Origin of the sequence: Streptomyces sp. NBRC 110035, assembly GCF_000829695.1 — a bacterium.
GTDB lineage: Bacteria > Actinomycetota > Actinomycetes > Streptomycetales > Streptomycetaceae > Streptomyces.
Map to the genome: position 1 here is coordinate 123213 of NZ_BBNN01000026.1, position 17204 is coordinate 140416.

The window sequence follows — 17204 nt, forward strand, 5'->3', positions numbered from 1 at the left end:
GGTGGCCGTCCCGCCCGCCCGGGGTTCCCCCTCGGGCGGGCAGCGGCCGCCCACCGCCTTCCCGCAGGCCATGCATGACCCCGGCCCCGGTCACCCCAGCGGTACCGTCACCTCGCCCGCCCCCCGGGCCTGGGCCCCGCCCGCGACCCGCACCGTGAACGGCCGCTCGGTGCCCGACGCGGTGACCCGCAGCACGTCGCCGTCCCGCACCACCCGGAAGCCCGCCGCCCGCGCACCCGTCGTGTCGGGCACGGTGACCTCGGCCTCGTAGTCGGGCGAGGCAGGAGGGTGGACGAGAAGTACCGGCGCGTCCAGCCAGTCGCCGTCGGGCCGCGTGTCGTCCCCGGCCAGCGGCAGCACGGCGCCCTCCCGGACATACAGCGGCAGGCTGTCGTAGCCGTGCCGCTCGGTGCGCCAGCACGGGCCGGTGACCCTCTCGCCGCTCAGCAGGTGGGTCCAGGTGCCCTTCGGCAGGTGGACCTCCACCTCCCCGTCCGTGTCGAACACGGGGGCGACCAGCAGGTCGGGGCCCAGCATGTACTGACGGTCCAGCTGACGGCACGACGGATCGTCCCAGAACTCCAGCACCATCGGCCGCATCATCGGCACCCCGGTGTCGTGCGCCTCGACGGCGGCACCGTACAGGTAGGGCATCAGCCGGTGCTTGAGCAGGGTGAACCGCCGGGCGACGTCCACCGCCTCGTCGCCGAACTCCCACGGCACGCGGTACGACGTGGAACCGTGCAGCCGGCTGTGCGAGGACAGCAGGCCGAAGGCGAGCCAGCGCTTGAACACCGAGGGGTCCGGCGTGCCCTCGAAACCGCCGATGTCGTGGCTCCAGAAACCGAACCCGCTCAGCGACAGCGACAGCCCGCCCCTCAGCGACTCGGCCATCGCCTCGAAGGACGACCAGCAGTCGCCGCCCCAGTGCACCGGGAACTGCTGCCCGCCCGCGGTCGCGGACCGTGCGAAGAGCACGGCCTCACCCTGCCCGCGCTCCTTCTCCAGAAGCTCGAACACCGTCCGGTTGTAGAGCTGGGTGTAGTAGTTGTGCATCCGCTCGGGGTCCGAGCCGTCGTGCCAGAGAACGTCGGTGGGAATGCGCTCGCCGAAGTCCGTCTTGAAGCAGTCCACTCCCTGGTCGAGCAGGGGCTTCAGCTTCGACTGGAACCAGGCCCGCGCCTCGGGACTGGTGAAGTCGACCAGCCCCATGCCGGCCTGCCACAGGTCCCACTGCCACACGTCGCCGTCGGCCCGGCGCACCAGGTGCCCGAGGGCGGCGGCCTCGTCGAAGAGCGGCGACTTCTGGGCGATGTACGGGTTGATCCAGGCGCTGATCCGCAGCCCCTTCTCCTTGAGCCGGGCCAGCATGCCGTCCGGGTCGGGGAACACGTCGGGATCCCACTGGAAGTCGCACCACTGGTACTCACGCATCCAGAAGCAGTCGAAGTGGAACACCGTGAGAGGGATACCGCGTTCGGCCATGCCGTCCACGAACGACGTCACCGTCGCCTCGTCGTACGACGTGGTGAACGAGGTGCTGAGCCACAGGCCGAACGACCAGGCGGGCGGCAGGGCGGGACGGCCGGTGAGGGCCGTGTAACGGGTGAGGACGTCCTTCGGGGTGGGGCCGGCGACGACGTAGTACTCCAGCGACTGGTCCTCGACGCTGAACTGCACCTGGCCGACCGACTCCGAGCCGACCTCGAAGGACACCGCACCGGGATGGTTGACGAAGACGCCGTAACCGCGGGACGACAGGTAGAACGGGATATTTTTGTAGGACTGCTCACTGCTCGTGCCGCCGTCGGCCTGCCACACGTCGACCGTCTGGCCGTTCTTGACGAACGGGGTGAAGCGCTCGCCGAGGCCGTAGACCTGCTCCCCGACACCCAGTGCCAGCCGGGTCAGCATGTGGTGCCGCTCCCCGTGCCCGGTGGTGACGAAGGCCGTGTTCCTGGCGTCCGCACGGGTCAGCTCGCGCCCGTCCGCGTCCCGGAAGGCGAGTGCGAAGGGGCCCGACCCGTCGAGGCGGAGCGTCAGCGGACCGCTGGTCAGCTCGGTGACCGGACCGTCCTGGCGTACCGTCCCGGCGCCGTCGGCGTCGCCGACCAGGGCGAAGTCGGGCCCCGGCCGCCGCTTGCCCGCGTGATGCGTGACGCGGACACCGATGACACCCTCGGCGGGGGAGAAGCACTCCACCGTGACGAGCGGCGCGTTCAGGGTGTCGCCCCTCCGCGCCACCTTCCGTATGGAGGCGTACGTGGTGAAGCGCTTCGATTCGGGGCGCACCTCGCGCACCTCGGTGGCGTACGAGATCTGGACGCCGTCGCGGATGCGCCAGAAGCCGTCGGTGAACTTCATGATCTTCCTCGGAGGGGGAGAGAGCGATGGCGGGGAAGGAAGCGGTATTTGACCAGGAACTATGACAGGTTCGGGGGTTCCTGTCACGCCCTGGTGCACACGGATCGCCTTGCTGGGGGGCTAGCGCGACCGGCTTCCGCTGACGTATTAGTAATCAGGCAAAACAAATTGCACCCGACCTCGGAGCCGAGTTTCCCATGAGCGGGACCGCCTAATCGTCGAAGCGCTTCACCAGTTGCCTCGCCGCCCCGGAATCCCTCTCTGGCCCACTCCTCCCACGAGCCGCCGGGTCGGCCAACGCCGAGCCGGTCCCACCCAAGGGCACCCACCGTGACAGCACATCCCCCGGTCGCCGCACAGAGCGGGCCCCGCCGCCCGCGCAGAGCCGTCACGTCCCTCGCCGCCGTCGCCGTCCTGGTCACCGGGGCGGCACTCACCGGCTGCGCACAGCAACGGGACAGCGACGTGTACACCGTGATGAACTCCTCGACCGACGAGTCCTACCACCGCTGGGACGCCGAGGCGATGGCCCGCTGCGGCAAGCAGCTCGGCATCCGCATCGAGCAGCAGAGCGTTCCCGCCGCGCAGGTGATGACGAAGGCGCTGCGCATGGCCTCGTCGAAGTCGCTGCCGGACATCGTGCAGTTCGACGCCTCCGAGATGCCGACCTTCGCCGAGGCGGGCGGACTCGTCGACCTGCGCACCCTCGGCCTCGAAACCGACGAGATCCCCGAGGGCATCGTCGAGTTCGGCTCCTACCGGGGCACGTACTACGGCGCGGCCCGCTCCGTGAACACCCTGGCCCTCTTCTACAACAAGGACATCCTGGACCGGGCCGGCATCGAGGTACCCACCACCTGGGACGAACTGCGCGACACGGCCGAACAGCTCACCGAGGGCAGGCGCTACGGCCTGGCGCTCAGCGCGGGCGGCGCCGAGGACGGCGTCTTCCAGTTCACCCCGTTCATGTGGTCCAACGGAGGCGACGAGACCGAGCTGGACAGCCCGCAGGTCGTCGAGGCACTCGACTACTGGAAGGCGCTGCTCCAGGACGGTTCGCTGTCCAGGTCCACCGTCAACTGGACCCAGGCCGACGTCAACGACCAGTTCATGGCCGGCAACGCCGCCATGATGATCAACGGTCCATGGCAGGTCGAGACCCTCAACACCGACGAGTCCCTCGACTGGGGCATCGCCCAGATCCCCGTTCCGCAGGCCGGCGACGCCTCGGTGGGACCGCTCGGCGGCGCGGTGCTCACCGTGCCGAAAACCGGTGACGAGGACCGCGAGAGGACGGCCGGCCGCATCGTCGCCTGCCTCGCCGGTGAGAAGGAACAGCTCACCTACGCCCTGAACAGCTGGATGGTCCCGGCCAACGAGAAGGCCGCCGCCGTCTGGCGTGAACGCGTGCCCGAACTCGACGCACTGGCCGACCAGGTCGCCGAGGCCCGCTCCCGCACCGGCAAGCTCGGCGCCGGCTGGTCCTCGGCCTCCCTCGCGCTGCAGAGCGCCTTCCAGTCCGCCCTGACCGGCCAGTCCAGCGAGGCCGCCCTGAAGCGCGCCCAGCAGCGCGCCACGAGCGGGAACCGAGGTACGCGCCCATGACCACGTCCACCGTCACCGCCGCGGCCCCGGCGAAGGCGCCCGGGAAGGCCGCCCCGGACCCGGCCCGGCTGCGCCGCCGGCGCCGGCTCGCCCAGTGGGGCTTCATCGCCCCCGCCGTCGTCTTCATGCTGCTCTTCTTCGGCTACCCGCTCGTCCGCAACGTCGTGATGAGCTTCCAGCACTACACGCCGAAGACGTTCTTCACCTCGGAGGCGCCCTTCAACGGCACCGACAACTGGTCGGCCGTCCTCCAGGACGCCCTCTTCGGCAAGGCCCTGTGGCACACCCTCGTCTTCACCGCCGGCTCCCTGCTCGGCCAGTTCTGCATCGGGCTCGCACTCGCCGTCTTCTTCAGCCGCAGGTTCCCCCTGAACGGCGTCCTGCGGTCGCTGATCCTGCTGCCCTGGCTGGTTCCCATGGTGGTGTCCGGCATCGTCTGGCGCCGCATCCTCGACCAGGACACCGGCGTACTCAACACCTTCCTGGGCGCCCTCGGCCTCGCCGGCGACACCCCGTGGCTGACCAGCCCCGACATGGCCCTGCTGTCGGTGGTCCTGGTCAACATCTGGATCGGTATCCCGTTCAACATGGTCATCCTGTACGGCGGCCTCCAGGAGATACCGAGAGAGCTGTACGAGGCGGCCTCCCTGGACGGTGCCTCGGCCTGGCGCACCTTCCGCTCCGTCACCCTGCCCATGCTCAAGCCGGTGATCACGGTCGTCCTCGTCCTCGGCTTCATGTCGACAGTGAAGATCCTCGACCTCATCCTCGCCCTCACCGACGGCGGCCCCGCCGACGCCACCCAGACCCTGGGCACGCTCACCTACCAGAACTCCTTCGTCCAGCTCGACTTCGGAGCGGGCGCGGTCGTCGGCAACGTCCTCATCCTCATCTCCGCGGCGTTCGCCGTGTTCTACCTGCGGGCCAACCGCACCGACGGGAAGTGACCGACATGGCCGCTCACACACCCGCCCCCGCCGCACCACGCGTACGGGGACGCCGCCTGGGCTCCACCGTGGCGGGCCTGCTCGTCCTGGGCGTCATGCTCTTCCCGCTCTACTGGATGCTCAACACGGCACTCCAGCCCGAGTCCGGACTGCTCCAGGTCGCCCCGGTTCCCGGCAGCCTGGACCTGTCCGGATTCTCGAAGGCCATCAGTGACCAGGGCGGACACCTGCTCACCTCACTGGTGGTCTCCCTGGGCGCCGTCGCCATCTGCCTCGCCGTCTCCGCCCCCGCCGCCTACGGGCTGGCCCGCTTCGGGCTGCGCGGCACCCGCACCATCGTGTTCGGCACCCTCATCACCCAGATGGTCCCGGGCATCGTCATCGCCAACGCGCTCTACAGTTCCTACGTCGACCTCGGCCTGGTCAACTCCCACTTCGGGCTCATGCTCGCCGACGCCTCACTCGGCATCCCCTTCGCCATCGTGCTGATGCGCGCCTTCATGGTGTCCATCCCCGGCGAGGTCGTCGAGGCCGCGCAGATCGACGGCGCCGGACCGGTGCGCACCTTCGTCCGCGTGGCGCTGCCGATGAGCCGCAACGCCCTGATCACCTCCGGCCTGTTCGCCTTCCTGTTCTCGTGGAGCGACTTCATGTTCGCGCTCACCCTGAACACCACCGACGACGTCAAACCGATCACCCTGGGCATCTATCAGTACATCGGCGCCCACGTCGGCGACTGGGGCTCGGTGATGGCCGCGTCCGTGCTCTCCGCCGTGCCCGCGGCGATCCTGCTCGTCCTCGCCCAGAAGTACATCGCCGCCGGCATCACCGGAGGCTCCGTCAAGTGACCACCGCACGAACCGAGGAGATCGCCCAGCACATGTCCGACTTCCCGAGCTTCCCGCCCGGATTCGTCCTCGGGGCCGCGACCGCGTCCTACCAGATCGAGGGGGCTGTCCGGGAGGACGGCCGCGGCCCGTCGATCTGGGACACCTACAGCCACACCCCCGGCCTGGTGGAGGGCGGCGACACCGGGGACACCGCCTGCGACCACTACCACCGTTACCCCGAGGACGTCGCCCTGCTGCGCGACCTCGGCGTCGGCTCCTACCGCTTCTCCGTCGCCTGGCCGCGCGTCGTGCCCGACGGCAGTGGACCGGTGAACCCCAAGGGCCTGGACTTCTACGAGCGCCTGGTCGACGAACTCCTGGCCGCCGGCATCGAACCAGCCGCCACCCTCTACCACTGGGACCTCCCCCAGGCCCTCGAGGACCGGGGCGGCTGGCGCGTGCGCGACACCGCCGAGCGGTTCGCCGAGTACACCGCCGCCGTCGCCGACCGGCTGGGCGACCGCGTACCGCGCTGGATCACCCTCAACGAACCGTGGTGCAGCGCCTTCCTCGGCTACTCCGTCGGCCGCCACGCACCCGGCGCCCGCGAGGGCCGAGGCGCCCTGGCCGCCGCCCACCATCTGCTGGTCGCCCACGGACTCGCCGTACAGGCGCTGAGGGCGGCCGGTGTGCGCGAGGCCGGCATCACCCTCAACCTCGACCACCACCTGCCCGCCACCGACTCCGCCGCCGACCGGGCCGCCGTCGTCCGCGCCGACACCCTGCACAACCTGGCGTGGACCGACCCCATCCTGGCCGGCCGCTACCCCGGCACCGAACAGGACACCTGGGGCGAGCTGATCACCGGCCAGGAGTTCCGCCGCGACGGCGACCTGGACCTGATCTCGCAGCCGCTGGACTTCCTCGGCATCAACTACTACCGTCCCATCACCGTCGCCGACGCCCCGTACCGCGAGAGCGACCCCGCCCGGCGCGTGGCCACCGACAACCGGTACGAGGAGGCACCGACACCCGGTGTCCGCCACACCGCGATGGGCTGGCCGGTGGTGCCCCGCACCCTCACCGACCTGCTGGTGGACCTCAAGGAGCAGTACGGTGCCGCCCTGCCGCCCGTCCACATCACCGAGAACGGCTCCGCCGAGGACGACCGGGTCACCGACGGCGCCGTCCACGACCACGACCGCGTGGCCTATCTGCGTGACCACCTCACCGCCCTGCGCGCCGCCATCGACCGGGGCGTCGACGTACGCGGCTACTACGTCTGGTCCCTGCTCGACAACTTCGAGTGGGCCTACGGCTACGGCAAGCGCTTCGGCATCGTCCGCGTCGACTACGACACCCAGCGGCGCATCCCGAAGGACAGCTATCACTGGTACCGGCGGATGATCGCCGCACAGCACCCCTGAGCCGCCCCGCACGACGGGCACAGGGGCCGTCCCGTCAGGCGACGGCCCCTCCCCGGGCTCCCGGCGCCGCGGTCGGTCCGCCCGTGCCCGGCCCTCCGGTGCTCAGACCGCCTGCGCCGGGCCGTCGGCGCCGGCCTCGGGCACCGTACGGAACTCCACGTCGACGACGCCGTCGACATTGCGGCACAGCTCCTCGAGCTCCTCTGCCATCGCCTGGGACGACAGCTGCCCGATGAGTCGGACGTGACCGTGCGTCACATTCACCTCGACCGCCGAGGGAGCCTCGCCGAGCGCCCGCACCAGCACGTCCTCGACGATCTCCGTACGGATCGCCCGGTCCTCGCGCACGAAGACGCGCAGCAGGTCGCTCCTGCTCACCACACCCCTCAGCCGGCCCGCCGCATCGACCACCAGCAGCCGCTTGATCCCGTGCAGCGCCATCCCCCGGGCGGCGTCCACCACGCTCCAGTCCTCGGCGGCACACAGCGCGGGTGACGTCATCAGTCCGGCGGCGTCGGTGGCCCACGCCTTCTCAGGCCGGGGCACCCCACCGGACCCACCGGCGTCGCCCTCCTGACGGCCCCACATCTTGTGCAGCAGATCCGCCTCCGACACCACACCCACCGGACGGTCCTCGGCGTCGACCACGGGGACGGCGGTGATGTCGTACTCGAGCAGCAGGTGCGCGATCTCCTTGAACGGCGTTCCGCCCTGGATACGGACGACGGCGTCACTCATCACATCGCGCACCTTCTGGTGGCTCATGGTGGCGGTTCCTCTCTGCTCCTGGCACAGGTCCGACGGACGGACGACCGCTGTGCGCACGCGGCCGTCACCGACATCATCACCGGTCGGGGGCATCGAACGGGAACAGGAGGATCGCGTTCCGGCCCCGTCGGACTCCCTTTCCCCCCGAGAGTGCGGGGCAGCAGGGCCCCGGCACGGCATCGGCCCGCGCCCACCCGGACGGAGCCGGACGCAACACGGGCCGATGCCCCGCGCCGTGCCTCAGCGGCCGGCCCACGGTGCGGGCGGCACCTCGCCCCCCTTCTCCGTCACGTACGTGGTGCCGTCGTCCCACTCGGTCGTGACGACGGCCTCGCAGTGGAACCGGTCCCGCCTGACCCCGATCTCCTCGGAGGCGGAGGGGTGACCGGCGCGGACCACCTGCGGCGCACCGGTGCGGGTCCACACGTCGTCGTCCTGGGGGCGAGTTCGTAGTACTTCGGTCCCGGGACGGCCACCGCGCAGACGGGCCCGGTCGTCACGCCGGGCGTGCGCTTTTCGCCGCCCGCCTCGCGGACCCGTACCTCGTCCGAGGCGAGGGCGGCGGCCGTGCTCCAGGTTCCCGTACGCGCTGTCGCCCGTGCTCTGCACGGGGTCCGGCCCGGTGCCGATGAACGGGCCGACGGCGTCGGACGCGGCGACCTCACGGGCCTGCGCGACGGCACCGGACGCGGGAACCAGCCCCGTCACGGGCGTGCCGAGGGCCATCGGGGTGGCCAGGAGTCCGCGGCGCCCCTGCTCCCACTTGGCGACAACACCGTCCCCATGTGGTTCCGGCGCAGGTCGCGTCCTGCAGTTCAGCGCCTGCGGCTCGCCGGGGGGAAGACCTCGGGAAGAGCGGACGAATGCCGGGAGAGCCGGGAGGAACGACGAGTGTGCGCGGGGGTGCGGGCACACGTGCCCGGCGGGTACGGCGACCCGGCCCCTGTAAAGTGCGGTGATCCGGGCCGACGCGGAGCCCGGGTGATATCGGCAGGGGGAGCTCATGGCCAAGGTCACCGTCATGCTCGACGCCGAGCTGGTCGTGGAAGTCATGGTGCTGGCCGGAGTCGGGTCGCCCCAGGACGCCGTCGAGGTCGTGGTGCGGGACTACATCGCCCGCGGCCACCGCACGGAGACCCGCACCGAACGCAAGGACCAGAACCTGCGTGAGGTGGACCTCCGGCCGCAGGAACCGCAGGGCTGAGCGCGCGGACGGGACCCGGGCCGTCACGGGGTCCGGATGCCCCGTTATCTTTTTCGCGGTCCTGCAGGAGGGCCGCTGGCCTCCGGGCCCGGCATGACTGTTGCCCCCTGTCGAAGGCATGACCTGGGGGTGGTGTCACCGGGCCCGGGAGGTGCCGTCGGAGACGCTGATGAGAGGTCCGGCCACCGTCCGGTCCGGCGCAATGCCGGACAGTTTGCGGGCGGCAGGTCTGCATAACGTGGATGCGCGCGTACGACACCACCGCCCGAGGCCGGCACCGCCAACTCCCTTGGAGGGGTGCGATGTTCGACACCAGCAGCGTGGGCGTCTTCCTCGGCATGGACGTCGGCAAGAGCGCCCATCACGGGCACGGACTGACCCCGGCCGGCAAGAAGGTCCTCGACAAGGCCATGCCCAACAGCGAGCCGAAACTGCGGTCGGTATTCGACAAGCTGATCGCGAAATTCGGCACCGTGCTGGTGATCGTGGACCAGCCCGCCTCGATCGGCGCCCTCCCGCTGACCGTGGCCCGGGATGCCGGCTGCCGGGTCGCCTACCTGCCCGGCCCGGCCATGCGCCGGATCGCCGACCTGCCCGGCCCGGCCATGCGCCGGATCGCCGACCTCTACCCAGGAGAGGCCAAGACCGACGCCAAGGACGCCGCGGTGATCGCAGACGCCGCCCGCACCATGCCACACACCCTGCGCACCCTGGAGCCGACCGACGAGATCACCGCCGAGCCGACCGTGCTCGTCGGCTTCGACCAGGACCTCGCCGCCGAGGCCACCCGCACCTCCAACCGGATACGCGGCCTGCTCACCCAGTTCCACCCCAGCCTGGAACGCGTCCTCGGCCCGCGCCTCTCGACCACCAGGCCGTCACCTGGCTGCTGGAGCGCCACGGCTCCCCGGCCGCCCTGCGCAAGGCGGGCCGCCGCAGACTCGTCGAGATGATCCGGCCCAAGGCCCCGCGCATGGCCTCCCGGCTGATCGACGACGTCTTCGACGCCCTCGACGAACAGACCGTCGTGGTCCCGGGAACCGGCACCCTCGACATCGTCGTGCCCTCCCTGGCCCGCTCGCTCGGCGCCGTCCATGAACAGCGCCGGGCCCTGGAAGCGCAGATCAACGCCCTGCTGGAGGCCCACCCTCTTTCCCAGGTCCTGACGTCGATGCCCGGCGTCGGCGTCAGGACCGCCGCTGTCCTGCTGACCACCGCCGGCGACGGCACCAGCTTCCCCACCGCCGCCCACCTCGCCTCCTACGCCGGCCTCGCCCCCGCCACCAGACAATCCGGAACCTCGATCCACGGCGAACACGCACCACACGGCGGAAACCGGCAGCTCAAACGTGCCATGTTCCTCTCCGCCTTCGCCTGCATGAACGCCGATCCCGCCTCCCGCACCTACTACGACAAGCAACGCGCCCGCGGAAAGACACATACCCAGGCCCTTCTCCGCCTCGCCCGCCAGCGCATCAGCGTCCTGCTCGCCATGCTCCGCGACGGCACCTTCTACGAGCCCCGAACCCCTACCGTCACCCTCGCCGCATGACCAAGGCAAACAGTCACACACCCGACACCGCAGCCTTGACGAAGGACATAGAGGCACCCCCGGTGTGACCAGGCGTGGTGGCCGGGGTGAGCGGACGACACCTGCCCGGCGTGGCCAACAGCCGGGAAACGTACCGCGGCCGCGGCGGGGATGGCGCCGCCGGTCAGGCCTTCGCGCTCGGTCCGGTCGAGGAGGCGGCCAGGAACGCCGTCTTCCGGACCCGCGTCAGGCCTGCCGTTCCGGCCGGGTGCTTCGGTCGAGGGTGATCCGCGCGGCAACCGGCAGATGGTCGCTGCCGGTCTCGGGCAGGGTGCGGAGGTGACGGACGGCGGCCGAGCGGGCCATCACCTGGTCGATGCGGGCCAGGGGCAGCGCGGCGGGGAAACTGAGGGCGAAGCCGCGTTCCGCCACGTTCATCGAAGAGGTCAGCGGGGCCAGACCGCGGTCGTCGACGGTGCCGTTGAGGTCACCCAGAAGAATCACCGGCTCCAGCTCCTCGGCGTCGAGGGCCCGGCCCAGCAGTCGGGCACTCTCGTCCCGGTTGGCCGAGGCGAGGCCGCCCGGCCCGACCCGGACCGAGGGCAGGTGCGCGACGTAGGCCGCGATGTCCCCGTGCGGGCTGCGGACCACGGCCCGCAGCCCGCGGCTCCACGGCTCGGTGATCCCCCGGGGCTTGATGTCCAGCAGCCGGGCGCCGCTGAGCGGATGTCTCGACCAGAGGCCGACGGTGCCCCGGACCTCGTGGTACGGGTAGCGCCGGGCGAGTGTCCGCTCGTAGACCGGCAGTGCCGCCGGGACCAGCTCCTCCAGCGCGATGAGGTCGGCGCCGGCGTCGGCCAGGGCGCGGGCAGTGCCCGCCGGATCGGTGTTCTCGTCACTGACGTTGTGCTGCACCACCACCAGATCCCGTGCGCCGGCCCGCGGTTCGGGCAGGAACAAACCGCCGAAGAGACACGTCCAGGCGGCCACCGGCAGCAGCAGGGCGGACAGCGCGGTCGACGAACGCCGCAGCAGCGCCGCCGCGAGCAGCACCACGACCACCACCCCCAGCCAGGGCAGGAACGACTCCAGCAGACTGCCCGCCCGGCCCACGGAGTTGGGCACCGCGCGGTGGAACACCAGCAGCCCCGCCGTCAGCACCGCGGCCGCCGCGACCATCCGTCCCCGCGTCCATACCGACCCGCCGCGCGCGCCCCACCGTCCGCCGCCCACCCGTTCCTCCCCACTGCCCGGACGCTCCGCCCACATGATCCTTTCCTTCAGGACGCGCTCCCGCGTACGCGGGTTCCGTGCTTGGTCACCTTCTGGTTCCCCAGTCACCAAAAAGTGCGTTCTTCCATGTCAGCGGCCACTCTCCTACGGTTTCCGAGTAACCACAGGTGACCAGGACCGACCGCCGGGGCTGTCACCGGCCCGGCAGCAGAGAGCCCGCGGGCTCACAGCACAAGGAGGCAAACAGTATGGCCATCACCCTGATCAACCCCGAGGGACTCCCGGAGATCGACGTCTACCGGCAGGTGGCGATCGCGTCCGGTTCCAGGACGGTCTTCATCGCCGGGCAGGTCTCCTGGGACGCCGACGGCGTCACCGTCGGCGCGGGCGACCTCGCTGCCCAGGTGGAGCAGTGCTACCTCAACGTCGCCACCGCCCTGGCCGCGGCCGGCGCCACGTTCGCCGACGCCGCGAAACTGACCGCCTACGTCGTCGACTGGACGCCCGACAGGATGGCGCAGTTCATGGAGGGCGTCACCCGCGCGGCACGGAAGCTGGGAACCACCCCGGCGGCGCCGGCCACGCTGGTGGGCGTACAGGCACTGGACATCCCCGACCACCTGGTCGAGATCGAGGCCGTCGCGGTCCTTGACTGAGGCCCGTCGCGTTCCGTGACCGCGGCCCGGGACGTCAGGAACAGCCACGGCCCACGGGCGCGTTGAGCCGGACGAGTGTCCCGGTCGTCCCGCGGGTGGCCGGGTCCTCCCGGCGTTCCCGGCCGGCCTGGCGCCGCCGCCGGGCGAGGCCGGGGGCGAGCCGGTTCTTGCCGCGCGGCTCCGAGCGGAGGGCAAGAGGACTGTCCGCCCCCCGCCGGCGCCAGCCGACGGAGGAGGGGACGACGGCTCGACGGTCGGCGGCCGTGGCGCCGGGGATGCCGGCCGGTGCCACGTATGCCGCCCACAGCGGTGACGCGGAGCCCTTTTGGCCGGGCGCTGCCGATCCCGCCGGAACCTCCCTCCCACCCTCCTCCGTCATGCGCTCCGGAGTGCTGCCGCTGTCACATGCCGTGCGTCAGACGCGGAAGACATCGAGGAAACTGCTCCAGAACCCCTTCTTCCGTCCCGACTCCTGCCGGGCCGGGGCGGACGGCGCCACGGCCCGGGGCTGCTCCGCACCGGGCACCGAGGCACGGCTCTGCAGAGCCGCCGCCATGCGTGTGGCCGGTGACGGGCTGAAGGTCACGGGCAGTGCCACCAGCGCCCGGTGGAACGGCCCCGGCCGCCACCGCAGTTCCGCCTGCGGTACGGCCAGCGCCAGGTCGGGCAGCGCGTTGAGCAGCCGCTCGATCGCGGTGGTCGCGATCACCGTCGCCGGGTCCTTGGCGGGGCAGGCGTGCGGTCCTGCCCCCCACGCCAGGTGCGCGCCCTTGCTGTGCGTGCGGCGGGCCTCGGCGAGCGCGGGGTCGCTGTTGGCACCGGCGAAGGAGATGACGACCGGGGTGTTGGCCTCCACCACATGGCCGCCCAGGTCGACGTCCTGGACCGGGTAGTGGGTCGCGTAGTTGGCGATCGGCGTCTCGTTCCACAGCACGTGGTCGAGGGCTTCCTCGATCATCATGCCGCTCTGCCGGCCGCCCGCGCCGGACAGCAGCAGCAACAGGGCGTTGCTGATCAGATTGCGCTCGGGTTCCACTCCGGCGCCCATCAGGACGACCAACTGGTCCTTGAGCTCCTCGTCGGTCAGCCCGGCCGGGTGCTGGATCAGCCACGAGGTGACGTCGTCGCCCGGCTGGCGTCGCTTGCGGGCGATCAGCTCCATGAGGCAGGCGGTGAGGTCCTCGTTGGCGCGCAGGGCGTCCTTGCCGTCGAAGATCGCCGACATCGCGGTGGTGAGGGTGTCACCGATGTCCGCGGGGCAGCCGAACAGCTTGTTGAACAGCAGCAGCGGCAGCAGCTTGGCGTAGTCGTTGAGCAGGTCGGCACGGCCCCGCTCGCTGAACTGGTCGAGCAGGTAGTCGGCGATCGGCTCCACGTCGCGGCGGACCCGGGTGATGTTGAGCCGGGCCAGGCTGTCGGTGACCGCCTTGCGCAGCCGCAGGTGCACCGCACCGTCGGTGAACAGGCAGTTCGGCCGGTACGCCATCATCGGCAGCACCGGGTTGTCCATCCCGATGCGTCCCTCGTTCAACGCCTTCCAGCGGCGGGCGTCCCGGGCGAAGAGCTCGGTGTTCTGCAGGACGCGCAGCGCCATCTCGTGCCCCACGACCAAAGTGGCGTCCGCGCCCGGGGCGAGCTCGACCGGACCGGCCGGAGCATGGGCCCGCAACCGGTCGTAGAGCGCCTGCGGATCGGCGGCGAACGAGGCGTCGTGCATGGGGCATCTGCTGCCCGTGGGCGCAGATGTCTGCTGAAGATCCATGAAGTCTTCCTTGGTGAACCGGGAACGGCCGCTCCCGGGCGGGGTGGGCGCAGCCGTCAGGCCGTACGCTCGAGCAGATGCCGGACGAGCGCGATCAGCGCCTGCGCGGAGGACCGCTGGTCGCGGGCGTCGCAGTAGACGACGGGGGTGTCCGGGAGCAGGTCGAGCGCCTCACGCACCTCCGCCTCGCCGTAGGTGTCGGACGGGTTGAAGGTGTTGACGGCGATGGCGTACTCCAGGCCGTACCCCTCGACCAGGTCGATGACGGGGAACGTCTCCTCCAGCCGCGCGGGGTCGACCAGCAGCAGCGCTCCCAGCGCACCGCGGGCCATGTCCTCCCACAGCTGCATGAAGCGCTGCTGTCCCGGTGTGCCGAAGAGGTACAGCACCAGGTCTTCGCTCAGCGTGAGACGGCCGAAGTCCAGGGCGACCGTGGTGGTGGTCTTGTCCGTCACGCCCCGCAGGTCGTCGACGTGCACGGAGGCCTGGGTCATCTTCTCCTCGGTGCGCAGCGGAGTGATCTCCGACAGCGAACCGATGAGTGTCGTCTTGCCCACGGCGAAATGCCCGACGACGAGGATCTTGGCGGCGTTGGTCACCGCGCTGGAGACGTAGATGGAGCCCTGGGCCGTCTCAGCTGATGAGGGATTGGAGTCCATGCAGAACCTTCTCGAGGGTCGCTCTGTCAACGTTCTGGGCCCGGGGCGGCTCGGCGCGGTGGAGCAGGTGCCCCTGCTCGCACAGGTCGGTCAGCAGCAGGCGGGCCACCCCGACCGGCAGTCCGAGGTGGCCGGCCACCTCGGCCACCGACAGGTAGCCCCCCGCGCACAGGTCCCAGATCGCCGTCACTTCGGGCCCGGCCCCGAGCGGAGGAGTCCGCTCGGGAGCCAGCGTGACGAGGGTGTGCAGTGCAAGATCGTCCGAGGACGGCAGGCTCCGGCCCCCGGTGATGACGTAGGAGCGGACGAAGTCGCTGGAGACGGACTCCTCCTCGCCGGGAGCCGTCATGAGCCGCCACCGTGGTCCGAGCGTGGTGCGACGCTCATCGCCTTGCTGAGCGCCACCACCGTCTTCTGCATACGGAACGACACGGCTTCCATGTCGACGTCGGGAGCCGCCGAGACGGCCAGGTAGGCGCCCTGCCCGGCGGCGCTCAGGAAGATCCAGCCACCGTCGTACTCGAGCAGTGTCTGCTTCCAGACGCCGTTGCCCGAACCGACGAAGCCGGAGACCGCGCGGCTGAGGGACTGCATGGAACTCATCGCCGCAGCGTTCGTCTCCGCGTCGTCGCGCGAGATGTCGTCCGAACGCTGCAGCAGCAGGCCGTCACCCGAGACGAGGACGGCGTGACGGGCACCGCGCACCTCGAGCACGTCGTTCAGCACCCACGACAGGTCGGTGTTCACTGCTGATCAGGTCCTTCCATGGTGTTCGTGATCCGACCGAGCTGGGTACCGCGGGCGAACGCGCCGAGGCGCGACGCGGTCACCTCGCTGGCCTGCTCGGACGTGGGTTCGCCGGCAGCGGCCGTGGCGTCCGGCGAGGGCACCACCGAGATGGGGCCCTGCCGCCGGCGCCGCTTGGGAAGTCCTCCGTTGGTCTTGCCCACCACATGGGAGGGCCCCACCGGCACGGGAGCGAGCCGCTGCGGGGCGGCCTCCTCCCCGGAGGGCTCCTGGACGGGCTCGGCAGGTGCGGGCGCCTCGGCGGCAAGGAGACTTTCCGGTACACGGATCACTGCACGCACTCCGCCGTAGGGGGACACCGAGCCCACGGAGACGGCGAAGCCGTACCGCGCCGCGAGCATGCCGCACACCGCGAACCCGAACCGGGGCGGATCGCCCAGGCTCGTGATGTCGACCGCGCCCTCGGGAGACAGCAACGCCGCCGCCCGGTCCTTGGTCTCCTGGTCCATGCCCAGTCCGGCATCGTCGACGATGAAGCACACACCCGTCGGGACGGCCTGGATGTTGACCTCGACCGGTGTGCCCGGCGCGCTGTAGGTGGTCGCGTTGTCCAGCAGCTCGGCCAGCACGACGGCCACCGGTTCGACGGCCTTCGTGGAGACGGAGACACTGACCTGGGCGTGGATGCCGACCCGGTTGAAGTCCTTGATGCGCCCCTGGGCGCTGCGCGCCACGTCGTACACGGTCGCCGCGCCGTCGCGCCGGCCCAGCCATCCGCCGCACAGTACGGAGATGCCCTTGGCCCGTCGGCTGAACTGGCTGCCGGTGTGGTCCACCGACATGAGGTCGGCGAGCACCTCGGTGTCGTTGCCGTACTTCTTCAACAACTCGTCGAGCAGCAGCTGCTGCTCCTCGGCGAGGGACTGCAGCGTTCCCATCGCCGACTTCAGTACGGCCTTGGTCGACGACTCGGCATCCGCACGGACGTCGGCGAGGTCGCCCTGGTGCCGCGCGTTGAGCGCGGTGATCTGCCCCTGCTGCTGGGCGAGCTGGCCTTGGGTCTGCCCCAGGCTTGCTTCCAGGTCCTTCCTCGTTCTGCGGAGCGCCAGATTGGTTCTCCGCGCCCTCATCACTGCGAACGACGCAGCGATGAGCACTACCAGCAAGATCCACAACAGTGGATCCCGGATCAATGACGTCATGAGACTCTCTTCAAGTCGCATCGCGCCGGGAATGCGGGAGGTCCGCCGATCCGCACTGAGCGACCCGGCCGTCGAACGGCTCGGGCCCGCGGGCGGACCACACCTCAATCCTTGGCGATGGGGCCTTAGAGACTGTCCCCCGTACGCGTTCATGACGCGCCGTCAGTCTACTGAAAGTCCGATGATCTTATCAGCTGCATATGCACAAAATGCATGCCCCGTGCCTCGCTTGGCGACCCTCACCAGACCCTCACACGCCTGCCCTCCGT

The 17204-nt window shown here is 70.6% G+C and carries 16 protein-coding genes and 1 pseudogene; 7 read left to right on the forward strand and 10 right to left on the reverse strand.

Features of this window, described 5'->3' with window-relative positions; genetic code table 11:
* Positions 1-90: 90 nt before the first annotated feature.
* A complete protein-coding gene (gene yicI / locus TU30_RS16690) occupies positions 91-2364 on the reverse strand; it encodes an alpha-xylosidase (RefSeq protein ID WP_042170631.1) in 2274 nt (757 codons plus the stop codon).
* 330 nt (positions 2365-2694) lie between these two features.
* On the opposite strand from yicI, the gene TU30_RS16695 reads away from it, so the two are divergent.
* Genes TU30_RS16695 through TU30_RS16710 form a run of 4 tightly spaced genes read left to right on the forward strand, consistent with a single transcriptional unit; the run spans position 2695 to position 7173 of the window.
* Entirely contained in the window at positions 2695-3969 is a 1275-nt protein-coding gene (locus tag TU30_RS16695; RefSeq protein WP_042170633.1) for a sugar ABC transporter substrate-binding protein, read from the forward strand.
* Positions 3966-4916 carry a carbohydrate ABC transporter permease gene (locus TU30_RS16700; protein WP_042170636.1) on the forward strand — a complete coding sequence of 317 codons (951 nt, stop codon included), beginning with the start codon at positions 3966-3968 and terminating at the stop codon, positions 4914-4916. The genes TU30_RS16695 and TU30_RS16700 overlap by 4 nt, the downstream gene beginning before the upstream one ends.
* Positions 4917-4921: 5 nt before the next feature.
* Positions 4922-5764: a carbohydrate ABC transporter permease gene (locus TU30_RS16705; RefSeq protein WP_042170787.1), complete on the forward strand. Its 843-nt coding sequence runs from the start codon at positions 4922-4924 to the stop codon at positions 5762-5764.
* Between the two features lie 32 nt (positions 5765-5796).
* Positions 5797-7173 (forward strand): GH1 family beta-glucosidase, encoded by a 1377-nt coding sequence (locus tag TU30_RS16710; RefSeq protein ID WP_042170789.1) that lies wholly within the window; start codon positions 5797-5799, stop codon positions 7171-7173.
* A 102-nt stretch (positions 7174-7275) separates the two neighbouring features.
* Here TU30_RS16710 and TU30_RS16715 read toward each other — a convergent pair whose 3' ends face one another.
* Positions 7276-7938 (reverse strand): CBS domain-containing protein, encoded by a 663-nt coding sequence (locus TU30_RS16715; protein ID WP_042170639.1) that lies wholly within the window; start codon positions 7936-7938, stop codon positions 7276-7278.
* Positions 7939-8181: 243 nt separating this feature from the next.
* On the reverse strand, positions 8182-8667 hold the full coding sequence (locus TU30_RS16720) for a hypothetical protein (RefSeq protein ID WP_042170642.1): 486 nt from the start codon (positions 8665-8667) through the stop codon (positions 8182-8184).
* 277 nt (positions 8668-8944) lie between these two features.
* Here TU30_RS16720 and TU30_RS16725 point away from each other — a divergent pair, with 277 nt between their 5' ends.
* Both TU30_RS16725 and TU30_RS33210 read left to right on the forward strand, forming a co-directional pair.
* Positions 8945-9145, forward strand: a complete 201-nt coding sequence (locus TU30_RS16725) for a hypothetical protein (RefSeq protein WP_042170645.1) — start codon at positions 8945-8947, stop codon at positions 9143-9145.
* Between the two features lie 302 nt (positions 9146-9447).
* Positions 9448-10697 (forward strand): annotated as a pseudogene (locus TU30_RS33210) (IS110 family transposase).
* A 225-nt stretch (positions 10698-10922) separates the two neighbouring features.
* Here the strand turns inward: TU30_RS33210 and TU30_RS16740 are convergent.
* Complete coding sequence (locus tag TU30_RS16740; RefSeq protein WP_107068480.1) at positions 10923-11855, reverse strand: endonuclease/exonuclease/phosphatase family protein; 933 nt, start codon at positions 11853-11855, stop codon at positions 10923-10925.
* Positions 11856-12157: 302 nt separating this feature from the next.
* Here TU30_RS16740 and TU30_RS16745 point away from each other — a divergent pair, with 302 nt between their 5' ends.
* Entirely contained in the window at positions 12158-12565 is a 408-nt protein-coding gene (locus tag TU30_RS16745) for a RidA family protein (RefSeq protein ID WP_042170650.1), read from the forward strand.
* 34 nt (positions 12566-12599) lie between these two features.
* Here TU30_RS16745 and TU30_RS16750 read toward each other — a convergent pair whose 3' ends face one another.
* The 6 genes from TU30_RS16750 to TU30_RS16775 all read right to left on the reverse strand — a co-directional run bounded on the left by TU30_RS16750 (position 12600) and on the right by TU30_RS16775 (position 16935).
* Positions 12600-12944, reverse strand: coding sequence for a hypothetical protein (locus TU30_RS16750; RefSeq protein WP_141713768.1), 345 nt, complete (start codon positions 12942-12944; stop codon positions 12600-12602).
* Between the two features lie 36 nt (positions 12945-12980).
* Positions 12981-14282 carry a cytochrome P450 gene (locus TU30_RS16755; protein WP_042170654.1) on the reverse strand — a complete coding sequence of 434 codons (1302 nt, stop codon included), beginning with the start codon at positions 14280-14282 and terminating at the stop codon, positions 12981-12983.
* A 101-nt stretch (positions 14283-14383) separates the two neighbouring features.
* On the reverse strand, positions 14384-14986 hold the full coding sequence (locus TU30_RS16760; protein WP_042170657.1) for an ATP/GTP-binding protein: 603 nt from the start codon (positions 14984-14986) through the stop codon (positions 14384-14386).
* Positions 14961-15335, reverse strand: coding sequence for a DUF742 domain-containing protein (locus TU30_RS16765; RefSeq protein ID WP_042170660.1), 375 nt, complete (start codon positions 15333-15335; stop codon positions 14961-14963). Before TU30_RS16765 ends, TU30_RS16760 begins: the two co-directional genes overlap by 26 nt.
* On the reverse strand, positions 15332-15733 hold the full coding sequence (locus tag TU30_RS16770; RefSeq protein WP_042170662.1) for a roadblock/LC7 domain-containing protein: 402 nt from the start codon (positions 15731-15733) through the stop codon (positions 15332-15334). Before TU30_RS16770 ends, TU30_RS16765 begins: the two co-directional genes overlap by 4 nt.
* Positions 15730-16935: an ATP-binding protein gene (locus TU30_RS16775; RefSeq protein WP_176726259.1), complete on the reverse strand. Its 1206-nt coding sequence runs from the start codon at positions 16933-16935 to the stop codon at positions 15730-15732. The genes TU30_RS16770 and TU30_RS16775 overlap by 4 nt, the downstream gene beginning before the upstream one ends.
* Between the last annotated feature and the right edge of the window lie 269 nt (positions 16936-17204).

What these genes read in the sequence shown, in the direction of transcription:
- TU30_RS16715 (WP_042170639.1), bottom strand. Translation starts at nt 7,938, where the DNA reads ATGAGCCACCAGAAGGTGCGCGATGTGATGAGTGACGCCGTCGTCCGT.
- TU30_RS16720 (WP_042170642.1), bottom strand. Translation starts at nt 8,667, where the DNA reads ATGGCCCTCGGCACGCCCGTGACGGGGCTGGTTCCCGCGTCCGGTGCC.
- TU30_RS16745 (WP_042170650.1), top strand. Translation starts at nt 12,158, where the DNA reads ATGGCCATCACCCTGATCAACCCCGAGGGACTCCCGGAGATCGACGTC.
- TU30_RS16700 (WP_042170636.1), top strand. Translation starts at nt 3,966, where the DNA reads ATGACCACGTCCACCGTCACCGCCGCGGCCCCGGCGAAGGCGCCCGGG.
- TU30_RS16750 (WP_141713768.1), bottom strand. Translation starts at nt 12,944, where the DNA reads ATGACGGAGGAGGGTGGGAGGGAGGTTCCGGCGGGATCGGCAGCGCCC.
- TU30_RS16725 (WP_042170645.1), top strand. Translation starts at nt 8,945, where the DNA reads ATGGCCAAGGTCACCGTCATGCTCGACGCCGAGCTGGTCGTGGAAGTC.
- TU30_RS16760 (WP_042170657.1), bottom strand. Translation starts at nt 14,986, where the DNA reads ATGGACTCCAATCCCTCATCAGCTGAGACGGCCCAGGGCTCCATCTAC.
- TU30_RS16775 (WP_176726259.1), bottom strand. Translation starts at nt 16,935, where the DNA reads ATGACGTCATTGATCCGGGATCCACTGTTGTGGATCTTGCTGGTAGTG.
- yicI (WP_042170631.1), bottom strand. Translation starts at nt 2,364, where the DNA reads ATGAAGTTCACCGACGGCTTCTGGCGCATCCGCGACGGCGTCCAGATC.
- TU30_RS16705 (WP_042170787.1), top strand. Translation starts at nt 4,922, where the DNA reads ATGGCCGCTCACACACCCGCCCCCGCCGCACCACGCGTACGGGGACGC.
- TU30_RS16755 (WP_042170654.1), bottom strand. Translation starts at nt 14,282, where the DNA reads ATGCACGACGCCTCGTTCGCCGCCGATCCGCAGGCGCTCTACGACCGG.
- TU30_RS16765 (WP_042170660.1), bottom strand. Translation starts at nt 15,335, where the DNA reads ATGACGGCTCCCGGCGAGGAGGAGTCCGTCTCCAGCGACTTCGTCCGC.
- TU30_RS16710 (WP_042170789.1), top strand. Translation starts at nt 5,797, where the DNA reads ATGTCCGACTTCCCGAGCTTCCCGCCCGGATTCGTCCTCGGGGCCGCG.
- TU30_RS16740 (WP_107068480.1), bottom strand. Translation starts at nt 11,855, where the DNA reads ATGGTCGCGGCGGCCGCGGTGCTGACGGCGGGGCTGCTGGTGTTCCAC.